This is a genomic window from Hydrotalea sp. AMD (genome assembly GCF_004100315.1).
GTDB lineage: Bacteria > Bacteroidota > Bacteroidia > Chitinophagales > Chitinophagaceae > Hydrotalea > Hydrotalea flava.
Genome location: NZ_SCKY01000001.1, coordinates 1 through 16,483, shown reverse-complemented (window position 1 = coordinate 16,483; position 16,483 = coordinate 1). Strand labels below are relative to the sequence as shown.

Sequence of the window (16,483 nt, the reverse complement as noted above, 5' to 3'; positions counted from 1 at the left end):
CTTCTATAGTTTTACTTAGTCATTATTTTTTAAACGGCTTCTACCAAATCTAATTCTACTCTTAAATTATCAATAATAAATTCCTGTCTTTGTGGTGTGTTTTTGCCCATATAATACTCTAATAGTTGTTGTATATGATCGCCTTGTTCCAATAAAACAGGTTGCAGGCGAATATCATCTCCAATAAATCGTCCAAACTCTTCCGGCGAAATTTCACCTAGCCCTTTAAAACGGGTTATTTCAGGCTTATTACCCAGTTTTGCAATAGCAGCCTGCTTTTCAGTTTCGTCGTAACAATATATGGTTTCCTGTTTGTTACGCACTCTGAATAAAGGCGTTTCTAAAATAAATACATGGTTTTGCTTTACCAGTTCCGGAAAAAATTGCAGAAAAAAGGTCATTAATAATAACCGAATGTGCATCCCATCTACATCTGCATCTGTTGCAATTACAATGTTTTTGTAACGCAGCCCCTCCATTCCTTCTTCAATATTAAGCGCATGTTGCAATAAATTAAACTCCTCATTTTCATACACAATTTTTTTGGTAAGTCCGTAGCTGTTTAAAGGTTTACCCCGCAAACTGAATACAGCCTGTGAATCTACTTTTCGTGATTTTGTAATGGAACCACTGGCGCTATCACCTTCTGTAATGAAAATGGTAGACTGATTCATTAATTCAATATACTCCTGTCTGTTTTTAGTGGGCGGTTCATCATTAAAATGGATACGGCAATCGCGTAATTTTTTATTGTGCAGGTTGGCTTTTTTTGCCCGCTCATTGGCAATTTTTTTAATGCCTGCTAATTCTTTTCTTTCCCTTTCGCTTTGCTCAATTCTTTTTTTAAGCGCATCTGCAATGGCAGGATTTCGATGCAGATAATTATCTAATTCTTTACCTAAAAACTCTTCGATGAATTTTTTAACGGAAGGGCCACCTTCAAACATGTGTTGAGAGCCTAATTTTGTTTTGGTTTGGCTTTCAAACACGGGTTCCTGCACACGAATAGAAATGGCAGCAACAATACTGGTTCTGATATCGGAAGCCTCATAATCTTTCTTGAAAAAATCTCTGATTACTTTTACAAATGCTTCCCTGAAACCTTGCTGGTGTGTACCACCCTGTGTGGTAAACTGACCATTTACAAAAGAATACAAATCTTCTCCATAATCGTTATTATGCGAAATGGCTACTTCAATATCTTCTCCTTTTAAATGTATAATGGGGTACCGTAATTCATCAGAATTGGTTTTATGTTCTAATAAATCGAGTAATCCGTTTTTACTTACAAATTTTTTATTATTAAAATTGATTACAAGTCCTGCATTTAAATAGCAGTAATTCAAGATCTGATTTTCAATAAAATCGAATCGGAAATGATAATTTTTAAAAATTTGCTCATCCGGAATAAAGCTTACCAGCGTACCATTGGGTTCGGATGTTTTTTCTTCTTTGGTTTCTTTTATTAATTTCCCCCTTTCAAATTCGGCTGTTTTCATTTTTCCATCGCGAAAAGCCGTAACGCTAAAATAACTACTTAGTGCATTTACAGCCTTGGTACCCACGCCATTCAATCCTACACTTTTTTGGAAAGCTTTACTATCGTATTTAGCGCCAGTATTAATTTTACTGACTACATCCACCAATTTTCCCAATGGTATACCCCTGCCAAAGTCGCGAACATGCACCGTTTTCCCATCAATATTAATATTGACATTTTTACCAAAACCCATGGTATGTTCATCAATACAGTTATCTACAACTTCCTTAATTAAAACATAAATACCATCATCAGGTGCAGAACCATCACTTAATTTACCGATATACATACCTGGCCGGAGGCGAATATGCTCTTTCCAGTCTAAACTTTTAATATCATCTTCTGTATATTTTCCTGCTTGTTCAACTGCCATAATGCACAATTTTTAATGTCTAAAATTAGCACAATAGCCCAATCCATTGCCCAAAGGTGAAAATTGAGCTGGTGCATCAGAAGATATCAACACAAATTATTGAACGTGGTGTTCCTTCCTACCAACCGCAAATCTAAGCCTGTGCGGCACTTATAAAAGTTTGTTTTTCTACATTTTAGTTTTTTGTGGATAAAATATAGTTGAAACACCGGTTTTCAGCCAAAATTATTTGTTTATGTTTGCCGCATCAGTCAGCCACTTCATATTGAAACCAGCCTATCTCAAATTGTTTCTTTTACCCATGAAAATGAAGGAAACAATCGGCGTTTCATGGCTTTTTTAAAAGCACAAACCCCACAATTGGTAGACGATAAAGTACAGCAGCTGAACAATGAAATTAGCCCCAAAATTGATTGCAAGGCCTGCGGCAATTGTTGCAAAAGTTTAATGATCAATGTTTCTGAAGAAGAAGCCAGTCATGTTGCAGCACATTTAAAGTTGCAACGCAACGATTTTGATGCACAATATATTGAAAAAGGCAGTTCGGCTACCTTATTAATGAACAGCATCCCCTGCCCTTTTCTGAAAACAACGCAATGCAGCATATACGAACATCGATTTCAGGGATGCAGAGAATTTCCAGGCTTACATGTTCCGGGTTTTAATGACCGAACTTTTACTACATTTATGCATTACGACCGATGCCCCATTATATTTAATGTTGTAGAACATTTAAAAGTGGCATTGGATTTTATTTAAAACCAGCTTGTTTAAATAATGGCCACTGAATCAGGAATTGATGTATTGGTTCGAGCAATTCCGGCATGGAAGCACAAGCGGATTGGTTTTGTTACCAATCATGCAGCTCAAACAAAGGAAGGTATCCCATCGCGAAAAGCCTTGCTTCAAAAACAATTTAATATTGTTAAACTTTTTTCTCCGGAACATGGTTTAGATGTAAAAGGAGCCGATGGGGTTTTGATAGATAATGGAAAAGATGCACTAACAGGTTTGCCAATCATTAGTTTATATGGTGCAAAGCTGAAACCAGATGCAGCCGATTTAGAAGACATTGACCTGTTGTTGTTTGATATTCCTGATGTAGGCGCCAGATTTTATACTTATTTGTGGACACTTTCCTATGTATTGGAAGCGGCAGGTGATTCTCAAAAACCTCTGATCATTGCAGACAGGCCCAATCCTGTTTCTGGCAGGTTTGATCTGGCTGAAGGGCCTATGTTACAAACAGCCTGCGCTTCATTTATCGGCAGATGGGCTATGCCAGTTCGTCATAGTTGTACATTGGGTGAACTGGCACAATATTTTAACAAAGTGCTGCAATTGAATGCGCCACTTACCATTGTTCCCTGTAAATATTATGATAGAAACAGCTTTCAGCCCGATTGGGAAACAGCATTTGTACCCACATCGCCCGCCATTCGTTGCTTTGAAGCTGCTTTATGCTATACCGGCACTGCATTTTTAGAAGCAACCAATATTTCTGAAGGAAGAGGAACACCTTATTCATTTTATGCAGCCGGCGCACCATGGATGAATGCTGCACTTGTAGCTTCTACCATTAACCAACTGTTATTTGACAATGTAAGCGCAGCAACCACCTGTTTTATACCCGAGACCGGCAAATATATGGGCCAAACCTGCAATGGCATTGTTCTAAAAATTCACCATCAGGAAAAATTCAGGCCAGTTTATACGGGGTTGATATTAATAAAACTGATACATGATTTGCACCCAAACCATTTTGCCTGGCAAGGTTATGTAACCCATGTAAACCCAACCGGGGTAAATCATTTAGATAAATTATTGGGCATCCCTTCATCAGAAAATTTATTTGAGAGCGATATGGAAAGCTATTTGCAACACTTACACGCTTTACTTAATATTAGCGAAAGCTGGCAGCAAACCATGTCGCCTCATCTCCTTTACTAATCAGTTGAAACACCCAATATATCTCTAATAACAATACTGGATAACATACAACCAAAAATAGCCGGCATATAACTAATAGTGCCAATAATTGATTTTTTAGGCTTTGCATTTTCGGTAACCTGCATACTTCCATGCAAAACGGGTTCGGGACTAAACACCACTTTAATACCCGAGTAAATTTTTGCACGGCGCAATTTTTTGCGAACATATTTAGCCAAATCGCACTCATAAGTTTCAGCAATATCGCAAATAGTTACGGCTGAGGGATTTATTTTTCCACCGGCCCCCATTGAACTTACAATTGGAATTTGATGCTGATGGCAATGCTGCAATAAAAACACTTTAGGCGTTAGAGTATCAATACAATCAATTACATAATCAAATTTTCCCGGCACAATATATTCCTGAATCCATTGTTTATCTGCAAACACCTGTACAATTTCTGCTTGCAAAGCCGGATTAATATCTTGTAAACGTTGCAACCACATCTCGGTTTTTGGTGCGCCAACAGTGGAGTGCAGTGCAATCAACTGGCGATTAATATTACTGGCATCTACCTTATCATTATCTACAATGGTAAGATGACCAATTCCAGCCCTAACCAACATTTCAGCACAAATACCACCTACACCACCTAAACCCACTAAGAGTATTTTTTTGAATTGTAATGTTTCAATGGCATTTTCATGTAATAATAAATTTGTTCTGCTCATCCAATACGGAATCATATATTCAGCATTTTAGATTATTTTCAAAATGCAAAATTGTAATAAAATGGCTTCATGGAAACTGTTTTTTATCACTTGTATGCTCTTTACCTCACAAATACTATTTGGTCAGCATCTTGTTATACTAACGGATAGCAGTGTAACAACTTCCATTAGAACTTTAAGTGCAGTTGGTAATCGCATTATTTGGGCTGCTGGTAGTAATGGACAGGTAGCCAAAAGTACAGATGGAGGCCAACATTGGCATTGGTTAACTGTGAATGATTTTGCAACAAGAGATTTTAGAGCCATACAGGCATTTGATGAAAATGAAGCCATTATTATGGCAGTTGGTGAACCGGCCTTATTGTTAAAAACTACCGATGGTGGTTTACACTGGAATACAATTTTTACAAACTGTACCAAAGGAATGTTTTTAGATGCTTTATTTTTTATAAACAGTGAAAAAGGTTGGGTGATTGGTGATCCGGTTTCAGGGCAACATCCTTTCATGGCCACTACAATAAATAGAGGCAATACATGGGATACACTAACAAAAGGATTACCTGTTTTTGAGAATGGAGAAGCATTCTTTGCATCCAGTAACAGCAATATTTTCATTTGGACAAACACTAACGAAAGATGGATGATAAGTGGCGGAACCGCATCCAAACTATATATCAATAATATTTCAGCGTATCCCTTACCCATGCTTCAAGGCACTTTTTCACAAGGGGCTAATTCAATTGATTGTTATGATACCACTTGCATTGTAGTAGGAGGTGATTTTATGCAGGATAAAATTGCAAAAGGCAATGCTGCTATTGTTAAAATCAATAAAACCATTCGAATAGATAACCCCATTCAATTACCAAATGGTTATCGCTCCTGTGTAAAACATGTAAGCGATAAAATATGGATATGTTGTGGCACATCGGGTGTCGATATTAGTCATGACGATGGGTTACACTGGCTACCCATCAGCAAAGCTTCATTTCACACTATTTGTGTAACAGAGAATAAAAAAGTTTTTTTGGCGGGGAATAAAGGCAGAATAGCCCAACTAATTTTATAGTGAATATTTATCAAAGAGTATTTGGTTATTGAACTCGGATTATTTTTTAAAAGCAAAATAAACTGCCCCCATTACTAAGCAGAAACTAACCAAGTAATTCCAACGCAATGGTTCTTTCAAATACAAAACGGCAAAAAATGAAAAAATAATCAATGTAATTACTTCCTGAACAATTTTCAACTGAAACCCATTCCATCCCTCTAAAAAACCCATTCGGTTTGCGGGCACGGTTAAGCAATACTCAAAAAAAGCAATCGACCAGCTAATAACAATCGCTTTCCATAAGGGTATTCCGGTTGCTTTTAAGTGCCAATACCAGGCAAAAGTCATAAATACATTAGAAACGATGAGTAAGCCAATTGTTTTCATACATTAAAAAAAATAGTTGAAAATAATATTTTAATTTACTTGAACTGTTATAATATCAGTTAATTTAATGTGCAATATAGTTGTTCTGCCAGAGTTGAAAATAAAACGGTTGACAAAATGCCATGAAAACAATAAATGCACAAAAATTGTTGTAATTACTATATAACAGAAAAGAAACAGAGGTTGTAGAAATTATAAAAAAATGTGTATGAACAAATATCAGATAATTGTGCATTTTACCATGGATGATGATTTTATGGTATTACTACCGGCACACAGAACGTATATTGATTTTTTAATGAATAAAGGCATCATAGAAACCTATGCAGTAAGCATGGAAACACAAACCGTATGGATTACCATGAACGCTGAAAACAAAGAGCAGGCCGCAAAGTTTATGGATAAAATGCCTTTATACAAATACTGGCAGTATAGTATAGAAACCCTTTTTATGTATGATAGTACACAATATAGATTGCCTACTTTGCAACTTAATTAAAAAAAATTTTTGGTAGTTATGAATCACACCCTATTTTTGCACTCCCAAACAACGAAAGGGAAGGGAGTTTAGCTCAGTTGGTTTAGAGCATCTGCCTTACAAGCAGAGGGTCGGCGGTTCGACCCCGTCAACTCCCACTAAAAAAGCGAAACGTCATGTTTCGCTTTTTTTCTTATCAAGAAATTCAATTATCCTATATTCCTCAAACCACCCATACCACCATACATTCCCATTCCAAAAATGGCTATAATGATGGATGAAAGGATAGCGCTTATAACAAAAAACACTACCATTAATACAATAATAGATACAATCAGGTAACCTGCTTTTTTATCCTCCGGAGTATTTTTAATGGGGCCCAAACCCAAGTACCACAAATAAATACCGTACAAGCCAAACAAACTTCCAATAATAGATAAAGCAGGAATAATGGTTAAAAATGCGCCAATTAAAGATGGTGTGTAGGAATAAACCACTAACTGAGCCGATTTATTTAAATTTTTCTCTGAGCCAAAACTTGTGGCCAGCATATCTACAATGTAGGTTGATAAAATAACAGTAATAATAACCGCTATGAAATGAACAACCGCCATATTAATGCCCCAGCCCATTCCTGCCATATGTAATAACATTGCTGTTCTACCCACAAAACCATAGCCAATAAATGCGGCCAAAGCACCAATAATAGCCAAGGGCACTACATAGGCACTAATAACACCCGGCATAGTTTGTGTTTCATCGGCAATGATTGCCCATTCTTGTTTGGGATTGGTGATGATACCTTTAACCCTGTTAACAATATTCATACAGTGTACATTTTAGAACAAAATAGAAAACCGTAATGAAATATGCAAGCATTTCGTTAAATTAACAAAGAACTTATATTCATAAAAGAAGAAAAAAATGAAGCAGCCTGAATAAACTACCAACCTGTTTAATAAAACAAGCATTTATTTCCGTTCCACTTTCTCCCATAGTACAGTATGTTTACCACTAAGAAAGAGTGCAATTCCTGCTAACATAGAAAGGTTCATAAAACAATAATAAAATGGAATATACAACCATTTAATACTCATACGCAATAGTTCTGCCACCCAGCCAATCAATGCTAAACTATAAAATAAAATTTGCGTAACACTGCTTAACCAAAAAATAGTGGCATGTGTATGATACCAGAGAAAAATTGAAGTAATAAATAATACAGGCAATAACAATGGTATTAATAACCATCGAAAAACTTTGTGACTGATGTACTGAAACGCAATGGAAGGGTACTTAAATGGGCTACACAAATGCAAAGTTTGTAGTAAAGTTTGTATACTTCCGGCTGCTATTCTTTTTTTTCTATTAAATTCAGCAGCAATATGAATGGATGGGTTTTCTGCAGCAATTGCATTGGGCTCATAACGAATAATATAACCTGATGCAATTACCTGCATGGCAATTGAAAAATCTTCCGTAATGGTATTGGGTGGCAATAATGGATATAACGATTTTCTAATAGCAAACAATTCGCCCGGCATACCAATCACCGTTTTAAATTGCGATTCCATTTTTTTTATGAAGGATTCATACTTCCAGTAAATACCTTCACCAATCATTGCATCGGCATCGGTAGGAATCAATATTTTTTTTTCACCTGACACGGCTCCTGTTCTGGCATTACTAAAATGTGGAATCATATAATGCAGGCAATCCGAATTCAAAATAGAATTGGCATCTGTAAATACTAAAATATCAGCTGTACTTTCGTTTACAGCCCTGTTCATAGCATGTAACTTACCCAGCCTTTCTGCATGATGCAATAAACTTATCTGAGAATATGTGGCAACTATTTTGTTGGTGCCATCGGTTGAGCCATCGGTCACCACTATCCAGGAAATTTTATCGGCAGGATAATTTAAAGCAATTGAATTTTGAATTTTTGCATTGATACAATCTGCTTCATTGTATGCAGAAATGATGACAGTAACATTCGGAATATGATTTGTACCAATAATCGTATTGCTTTCGGTTTGAATATTTTGTTTCATCTGTACAAACAGAAACAATATAACCGGATACAAAACATAAGTATACAGCATTACTGCAAAAGAAAACCAAAACACCCATTCAATCATAAACAATCCTATAAATGGGGCTAAATATACTAATCTGACAGCAATGCAAAAGAATTAATATACCCTGGTAACGGTTTGAAAGTCTTTACTAACACGGCAGTGCATGGTACCAACGGTATCTATTTTAGGAATATTGGGAATTAAAATATTTGGATTGTTTTGCATGTGTACTTTAAAATCGCAGATATAGTATTTTGCATCTTCATAATAAGCAACACTGTTCACGATAAATAATACTTTATCACTATCACGTTGTTGTGTTTTTTGCAAATAATCCTGCATGGCAGTGATTAAATGCTGTTGCACTTCAGCCGGACTGGGATTTTTAATGGTATTACATGCCAGTAGCAAAGCAAAAAAAATAGAAGCAAATAAAAAATTTTTTTGCATAATATATTATTTATTTTATATAAATTTTGTTTTTATGAGGCAAACTGTCTTTGCTTAAAGTTGCATCAAATTGTAATTGATGAAAGATTCCATTAGATGTGTTTGATTTTACAGTGATATATTTTTTAACAGGTCCAGGAAATCCTTCGGTGGTGTATTTAGCCTGTAATATTCCGGAATTACCTGGTAAAATTGCATTTCTAGGATAATCGGCAACCGTGCAACCACATCCAGGCCTTACTTCTGTTAAGTAAAGAGGACCATTTCCCGTATTTTTAAAGGAATAATTGATTAAAATAGTATCACCATAAAAAAGATGACCTAAATGGGTAATAGTATCTTGCCATTGAATAGTAGTATAATTGGTTGTATCTAATTGTGCAATAGTAGCAGGACGAATACCTAAATGATTTTCATACGGGTTTTTATTGGATTGGTTATTACAAGAACCCAATAGCAGTATTAGAAAAGCCGCAAATAACATACTTCCATTCCTTTTTACTTTATTCATTCAGCCAATATTTAAAACGAAATTATTAAATAAATTTAATTTACTTTTTCGGTACGGTGTTTGCCATCCTGCTGATAAATATCAACAGACTGAACCATTGGCCCTACTGAAATAAAACGCCCCGATTGCGATAAAAATGAGGCTCCATAATTACATTCTACTTTTTGCCGGTTACCATTTTTGTAGTTAATAATGGCATACATGTCCTCTTTGAATAAAGGTATATTTTGTACTGGTTTGTTTAATGCATATAACTGCAGTGCACCCCTGTTTTGAGAAGCAGCAATCATGTATTTTTTGTTAACACCCATCAATTTCACCAATGCCTTACCGTTACCAGGAACAAAAATTCCACTTTGCAATATGGTATAAGCAGTAAAATTGCCTTTCCCGTCGCCTTTCAAGAATACACCGTTGAGTGCATCATAACGTCCGGTACCTACTTCTGTACCAAAATCATTGGTATTCATCAATACATCTAAGTTTCCATCTCCATCAAAATCATCTGCCACCATTCCATTCAACATCGACAATTGAGCCTGCATTGGTAAGGGAATAATTGTAAAATGTCCTTTCCCGTCATTCTTCAACAATACAGAACGCATGTCATTGGCCGTTAAACGCAATGCATTTTTGCGCTCATCGGGAGTTAATATCTGATCCATGGTTGCAATGGCGAATGATTTGTATGTTTTAAAACGCATCCGCATCACAATCATTTGCTTGATGGCATCATCTCTTGTTAATGCAGGGTATTCCAACATTTTACCAATACTGTCGGGCAAGTACAAAGAGGTGAATGCATCATAACTGCCATTCTTATCAAAATCGCCGGCAGTGATATGCATGGGAGATTGATGGGATGCTTTATAAAATGTATTTAGACCCAGGTTACTTACAATGTAATCCATATCGCCGTCATTGTCAAAATCGCCGGGTACTATACTGTTCCACCATCCTAAATTATTTTGAACACCCGTACCGGCAGTTACATTTTTAAAAATTCCATGTTCATTTTGTAAAAAAATAATGGGCATCCACTCTCCTGCTAAAATCATATCGGGTTGGCCATCATTATTAAAATCTGTAATCACTGCATCACTAATCATCCCAATATTGGTTAAATCTTTAGCCACTGTTTCGGTTACATCTGTAAATTTTACCTGTCCGTTTTTACTATCATTTCTTAAAATAAAACTACTTACTGGTTTAGGATAATGCCAGGGATCAACCCTGCCTGAAACCAATAAGTCAAGCTTCCCATCTCCATTGTAATCAAATGCACGAACACAGGATTTGCTTGTTAAATTTTGTGGTAATGCCAGTGTATCTAATGTAAAGTTGCCATTACCATCATTCAGATAAAATCTATCCTGATAGGCTTTTGTGTTTGGTTCATTTTCATATCCGCCGCTGGTGATATACAAATCCAAATCACCATCTCTGTCTGCATCAAACAATAACAAGCCCATATCTTCAGTTATTTTGGCCTCCGCATCGGTTGCATTTAAAAGGTTTTTCTGTATAAATTTTCCATTAGGTTGTTGTAATAATATTGTTTCACTGTATTTATAGGCACCGCCCAATATTATATCTTCTAACCCATTCCCATCTATATCCCCCACAGCCATTGCAGGGCCATATTCCGATAATTTATGTGGCAATAGTTTTTGTATATTAAAGTCAATAAAATCATGCTCCTGATGTACATATTTTATTTGCAGTGAATCTGTAATGTTTTTAAATAATGCATTTGTTGCAATAATTAGGTTTGTATAATTTACGGGTATAGTAGCATTTGATTGTTGTACATTAATTGATTGGTTTGCCTTCAGGTAGGTAATTATTTGCTGTTGATGATTAGGCCATATAATTTTTAAAGAATCAATTGCTTTTATATTACCTAAACCAAAATGCGCTTTGGTTTGTACGGAGGAAAGATATCCCCGATAAGGTGTATTTTCCCATATCTGCTGTTGTCCGTTATTATAATAAATTGCTGCAGTGGCACCAATTCCATTTACATTATTTTTATCACCATGAAAAATAATATCAATATAATTCGAGTTCAAGCTGTCTTTATCCCGAGCAGTGTTTTTGTACACCAATGCCTTATCGTTAATATTATTTATCACTAAATCCAAGTCGCCATCATTATCTAAATCAACATATACGGCACCATTTGAAAAAGTTGGTATTTGCAATCCCCAGCTATTGGTTGCATTAGAAAATTTAACGTCTCCATCATTTTTAAAGGCATAATTGTGCAGTTTAACTACCGGTATTTGTGCCAACAATTCTTTTTTACTGGCCAAAAAATAAGCCTCACTTCTGTAAGCCATAAAATCATGATCGGTAACATCTTTTGGAAATCCGTTGGTAATGATGATATCACGTTTTCCATCATTATCAAAATCGGCTAATAAGGGAGTCCAGCTCCAATCGGTTTCGGCCATACCAGCATAGTAGGCCACATCACTGAAAATAGGGTCACCAATTGAATCATTATTGGTAATACGAGGGCCTTGGTTTAGTTGCAAAACATTGCGTACATACTGATAATTATACCCATATTTATCGCTGTTTTGGTAACGTTGATAATTATTGGCATTCATCATCATTTTTTTCCGATAGTTATCTTCCGGGTTCATATCGAGTGTAACCACATCTGGCAAACCATCATTATTCATATCTGCCACATCACAACCCATGGCATTAGCAGATGTGTGTTTAAAGTAGTGTGAAAGTTGTTCCGTAAATGTACCATCATGGTTATTTATCCAAAGTAAATCATTCGTAACAAAATCGTTGGTAACATAAATATCTTTCCACCCATCATTATTAAAATCTGCAATAGCAACGGAATGCCCGTAGCCTTCTGTTTGTATACCTGCCTGTTTAGAAACATCCGTAAAAACAGGATGGTGCAAACTGTCATTCCAATCATTTCTAAACAATTGCCCGGTACTTGGGTTTTCGCCATTTTTTAAAATAGTATGAAAACCATCCGGAAATTTATCTTTATTAATTTCATTATTCACAATATATACATCCAAATCGCCATCATTATCATAATCAAAAAAAGCTGCCTGCGTGGAATGGGCGGTATCATCCAATCCATATTCTTTGGCCATTTCCTTAAAATGTGGAATCCCATTTTTGTCTAACCCCTGATTAATGTACAATAAGTTTCTTCTTTTTTCCGGATCTTTCGATAATGTGGCACAAACATAAATATCTAACCAACCATCATTATTTATGTCTATAACTGCTACGCCCCTGCTCCATCTTCCATTACCTGATACACCAGCCTCCTCAGTAATATCTTTAAACTTAAAATTGCCTGTATTCAGGTATAATTTATTCGATACCAAATTACCGGTGAAATACAAATCCGGTAATCCATCATTATTAAAATCGCCTACCCCAACGCCACCACCGTTGTATACATTTTCAATATCTACCGAGTTGATTGAATCATTTTCTATAATCGTATTTTCAAAATCAATTCCGGATTGATTGGCAGCTATTTTCTGAAAAAGGGTATTATTTTTTTTACAGGAAAACATTACAAAAGCAAACAAAGAAACAGCAATACAGCGACTGAAATTCATGAGTGTTAAGGGTTTGTGATACATGAAGAAACAAGCAGTAATTTACTCTTTAAAATTAAATTGGCATCAATTGTACAATTAAAATGAAATAAAAAAACCTATTGCCATTTCACTTGATTTGGCAATAGGTTGTTGAAAATGAAGCTACATCCATTATCAAAAAAGATACTAATAGCCTGGATTTTGTTTTAAATGTGTTTTACCATCGGCATTTAAGATATCAATTTGTGTTTGCGGAATGGGGAATAATTCTGATTTACCACTTACAAACTGAGCACCCACCGGTAAAAGTGTTGCTTTTGCAATTCTGTCAGTAGCAAAATAATTATTTAAAACAGTTTTAGCAATTCCCCAACGCACCAAATCAAAAAAACGGTGGCCTTCCATAGCCAGTTCCAAATAACGTTCCATTTGAATGGCTTTTAAGGCTGTTGCCTGATCAGGAAATGCTACATAAAGTCCTATTTTATAGTTATCGGCCGGAGTAGTTTGTGGAGAATATGTAGAACTGGTTGCATCGTAACTGGCATTTTTATACACCCATCCGGTAGGATCAGCAGCACGGGCACGTACCCTGTTTACATATATTAATGCTGTTGGTAAATTCCCTAATTGTGTTTCACATTCAGCAGCTAATAATAGTACATCAGAAAAACGTATCAGGTTTACATTATTGGCAACTAATTCAGTAGCACCCCAATAATTTTCAGTACTTGAATAAATTCCCTTTTGACTTTGTGCATATATATTCTTTTTAGGGCTAAAAACACCATCTGCAGAAACGTTTCTAATCCATGCAGCACCTGGATGTGGACCCCAATCTAAGTAAGGAATACTTGGACGGCCCATTACCCAATCAATTCTGGGATCAAGCGTACCAGTGTATAAATTGGTGGAATCACTAACATTAGGGGCATTAAAATAAGTGTTCAATAAAGGCAAACCAGTTACCGGATCTGTTTTATAGGCATTAGCCAAACTTTGAGAAGGATTAAAAAATCCGCAACAAGCACCAGGACCACCGCCATAAGGGAAGTTCAAAATATCTCCATAATTACCATTAGGAGAACCTGCGCTGGTACCGGAGCCATCATTTACAGCCATTTGCACAGCAAATACTGATTCTGCACTGTTTCTGGTAGCAGGATTAAAATTGCTGTAATATTTTACCAAAGCGTATTTAGTACCGCTTGAGGTAACCCCATTGCTGATTAAATCATCAAACAATGGTTTTGCTTGCGCATATTTACCTTCAAACATATACACTTTGGCTAGAAAAGCTTCAGCAGCATATTTATTGGCACGGCCAATTTGAGGTTGTACAGCAGGTAAATTCTGCATTGCATACTGAAAATCGGCTTCAATTTTTGGCCAAACATTAATATAATTACCGGAAGCATCAACATTATTAACAGTATTGCGTGACGTTGTATCCGTAACTGTTTCATCAATAAAAGGAATATTTCCAAAAACCTTTTTTAATTCAAAATGATAGTGACCTCTTAAAAAACGAGCTTCAGAAGTGAATTCAGTTGCATCTGCAGCAGAGATACCTTTAGCAATTTTAAGTACTCTTAAAACCTCATTGGCTCTTTGAATACCATCATAACAAGCAGCCCATTTATTGGCAACATAACCGTTTGTTGAAGTGCCGGTGAAAGTTTCTAGTGAGAGAATATCACCTTGATCCGAAGGATCTGATCCTTTATAAGCATCATCAGAACATACACTGCCATATACCCAGTTACTGGCTGCTGAGCCCCATCCTGTATTATTGCCACCCTCACCATCTAACAAGGCATATGCTCCAATTAACAAACCCTGAACTCCGGATTGATTAGCAAGAATATTTTGATTTAGAGTACCAACAGGTGGCTTATTTAAAAAACTTTGTTTACAGGCAAATAATACTACTGTCAGCGCTAAAACAGACGGTATTAAATATTTATAATGTATCTTCTTCATATTATAATGTTTTAAATTAATTTTTAATAGATTGAATGGTCATTTTAGAATGATACATTTACTCCAATGTTGAAATTTTTCTGATTGGCAGGATAGTTACCAAAATCAATTCCGAAATTACTATTGTTATTCAAATCAGATCCCTGTAATTCAGGATCTAACCCGGTATATTTGGTAATGGTAAATAAGTTAGCTGCCTGAACATAAAAATGTAATTTCTGAATACCCATTTTCTCCAATTTTGTAGATGGAACTGTATAACCAATCATTAAATTTTTACACCTCAAATAAGATCCTTTTTCCATATAGAAAGAATTAAACACGGTAGTATTACTAAAGTTAGCAGATTGTTCAATTCTTGGAATTTTAGCATTCAAATTGGTAGGTGACCACGAATTTTGCAACAAACCCTTACTTACATTTCCTTTAAATACCTGATAGAAATCTGTCCAGTATTTCACATAATTAATTACATCATTTCCTGCTGAACCATAAAAGAACATAGACAAATCAAAGTTCTTATATGTTGCATTGATGGTGAACCCATAGGTAAATTTCGGATTGGGGTTACCAAAAAACACTCGATCGTCAGGAGTAATTTTACCATCACCATTGGCATCTAAGTATTTAAATCTGCCTGGAGCTGCTCCATCCTGTGTGGCTGATTTGGCAACATCATTGGCATCTTTAAATAAACCTAATACCTGATAACCATAAAATGCACCTACCGGATGGCCGGGTTGTAATCTGGAGAATGCTCCTATACGGCTTGAACCGGCACTATATTCATCTACATATTTTACACCGGGAGGTAAACTCACTACTTCATTTCTGTAAGCAGAAATATTTCCACCAATATCTATTTTAAAATCTCTACCAACAGTACCATGATATGTTGCCGAGAAATCAACTCCGGTATTTTTAACATCGCCTAAATTTACAAAAGGCTGACGGGCTCCACCCTGATAATTACCAATAGCAGATACACTTGGAAATAATAATCCGCTAATGGCTTTTTTATACCACTCAATTGAGAAGTCTAATTTATTTTTCAAAATTGTCGCATCTAAACCAACATTTGTAATAATGTCTTTTTCCCATGTAGTATTCACATTACCTAATTGGCTATTATAAAAACCCAATGTGGAAGAGTTAGCAGCTCCTGTAATTGGATAATAAGAAATACCGGCTGCAGAAGAATACAAAGAATAAGCATTGGTTGGATTAATATTACTAGAGCATGTCTCAAAAGTATGTTTTTTGTAATAAATTGAATGAATTTGCCGTTTATAAGAGAAACGACATTTATGGATATCACAAACGAACAATGGGACTTGATCTGTGGGTTGATTGAAAAAAATATTCCGGCC

14 protein-coding genes and 1 tRNA gene are annotated in these 16,483 nt (G+C 35.8%); 5 read left to right on the top strand and 10 right to left on the bottom strand.

All coding sequences use genetic code 11. The features are described 5' to 3' along the window. Nucleotides 1–29: 29 nt before the first annotated feature. Nucleotides 30–1,913: a DNA topoisomerase IV subunit B gene (locus EO766_RS00075; protein WP_074420149.1), complete on the bottom strand. Its 1,884-nt coding sequence runs from the start codon at nucleotides 1,911–1,913 to the stop codon at nucleotides 30–32. Nucleotides 1,914–2,243: 330 nt separating this feature from the next. Between EO766_RS00075 and EO766_RS00070 the strand changes: the two genes are divergently transcribed. Then, nucleotides 2,244–2,672 carry a YkgJ family cysteine cluster protein gene (locus tag EO766_RS00070; RefSeq protein WP_074420148.1) on the top strand — a complete coding sequence of 143 codons (429 nt, stop codon included), beginning with the start codon at nucleotides 2,244–2,246 and terminating at the stop codon, nucleotides 2,670–2,672. A gap of 18 nt (nucleotides 2,673–2,690) precedes the next feature. Beyond that, nucleotides 2,691–3,863, top strand: coding sequence for an exo-beta-N-acetylmuramidase NamZ family protein (locus tag EO766_RS00065; protein ID WP_074420147.1), 1,173 nt, complete (start codon nucleotides 2,691–2,693; stop codon nucleotides 3,861–3,863). Here the strand turns inward: EO766_RS00065 and EO766_RS00060 are convergent. Beyond that, nucleotides 3,860–4,591 (bottom strand): tRNA threonylcarbamoyladenosine dehydratase, encoded by a 732-nt coding sequence (locus tag EO766_RS00060; protein WP_074420146.1) that lies wholly within the window; start codon nucleotides 4,589–4,591, stop codon nucleotides 3,860–3,862. The two genes, EO766_RS00065 and EO766_RS00060, sit on opposite strands and share 4 nt — an antisense overlap. Before the next feature lie 46 nt (nucleotides 4,592–4,637). Here EO766_RS00060 and EO766_RS00055 point away from each other — a divergent pair, with 46 nt between their 5' ends. Beyond that, a complete protein-coding gene (locus EO766_RS00055) occupies nucleotides 4,638–5,645 on the top strand; it encodes a WD40/YVTN/BNR-like repeat-containing protein (RefSeq protein WP_074420156.1) in 1,008 nt (335 codons plus the stop codon). Nucleotides 5,646–5,684: 39 nt separating this feature from the next. Here EO766_RS00055 and EO766_RS00050 read toward each other — a convergent pair whose 3' ends face one another. After that, complete coding sequence (locus EO766_RS00050) at nucleotides 5,685–6,014, bottom strand: DMT family protein (RefSeq protein ID WP_068241180.1); 330 nt, start codon at nucleotides 6,012–6,014, stop codon at nucleotides 5,685–5,687. A 208-nt stretch (nucleotides 6,015–6,222) separates the two neighbouring features. Between EO766_RS00050 and EO766_RS00045 the strand changes: the two genes are divergently transcribed. Both EO766_RS00045 and EO766_RS00040 read left to right on the top strand, forming a co-directional pair. Continuing rightward, on the top strand, nucleotides 6,223–6,513 hold the full coding sequence (locus EO766_RS00045; RefSeq protein WP_074418552.1) for a hypothetical protein: 291 nt from the start codon (nucleotides 6,223–6,225) through the stop codon (nucleotides 6,511–6,513). A gap of 62 nt (nucleotides 6,514–6,575) precedes the next feature. Beyond that, a tRNA-Val gene (locus EO766_RS00040) sits at nucleotides 6,576–6,650 on the top strand. 51 nt (nucleotides 6,651–6,701) lie between these two features. Here EO766_RS00040 and EO766_RS00035 read toward each other — a convergent pair. The 7 genes from EO766_RS00035 to EO766_RS00005 form a co-directional block, all read right to left on the bottom strand. Beyond that, nucleotides 6,702–7,319 carry a Yip1 family protein gene (locus EO766_RS00035; RefSeq protein ID WP_074418551.1) on the bottom strand — a complete coding sequence of 206 codons (618 nt, stop codon included), beginning with the start codon at nucleotides 7,317–7,319 and terminating at the stop codon, nucleotides 6,702–6,704. 144 nt (nucleotides 7,320–7,463) lie between these two features. After that, nucleotides 7,464–8,633, bottom strand: a complete 1,170-nt coding sequence (locus EO766_RS00030; protein ID WP_081299108.1) for a glycosyltransferase family 2 protein — start codon at nucleotides 8,631–8,633, stop codon at nucleotides 7,464–7,466. 54 nt (nucleotides 8,634–8,687) lie between these two features. Further along, nucleotides 8,688–9,023 carry a hypothetical protein gene (locus EO766_RS00025; protein ID WP_074420145.1) on the bottom strand — a complete coding sequence of 112 codons (336 nt, stop codon included), beginning with the start codon at nucleotides 9,021–9,023 and terminating at the stop codon, nucleotides 8,688–8,690. Nucleotides 9,024–9,033: 10 nt separating this feature from the next. Then, complete coding sequence (locus tag EO766_RS00020) at nucleotides 9,034–9,534, bottom strand: DUF1573 domain-containing protein (RefSeq protein ID WP_074420144.1); 501 nt, start codon at nucleotides 9,532–9,534, stop codon at nucleotides 9,034–9,036. A gap of 35 nt (nucleotides 9,535–9,569) precedes the next feature. Beyond that, the gene (locus tag EO766_RS00015) at nucleotides 9,570–13,172 is read right to left on the bottom strand and encodes a VCBS repeat-containing protein (RefSeq protein ID WP_287100598.1); all 3,603 of its coding nucleotides are present in this window, start codon (nucleotides 13,170–13,172) and stop codon (nucleotides 9,570–9,572) included. Between the two features lie 144 nt (nucleotides 13,173–13,316). Then, the gene (locus EO766_RS00010; protein ID WP_074420143.1) at nucleotides 13,317–15,113 is read right to left on the bottom strand and encodes a RagB/SusD family nutrient uptake outer membrane protein; all 1,797 of its coding nucleotides are present in this window, start codon (nucleotides 15,111–15,113) and stop codon (nucleotides 13,317–13,319) included. A 44-nt stretch (nucleotides 15,114–15,157) separates the two neighbouring features. Continuing rightward, on the bottom strand, nucleotides 15,158–16,483 hold a 1,326-nt coding region (locus tag EO766_RS00005; protein ID WP_502697224.1), incomplete at its 5' end, for a SusC/RagA family TonB-linked outer membrane protein.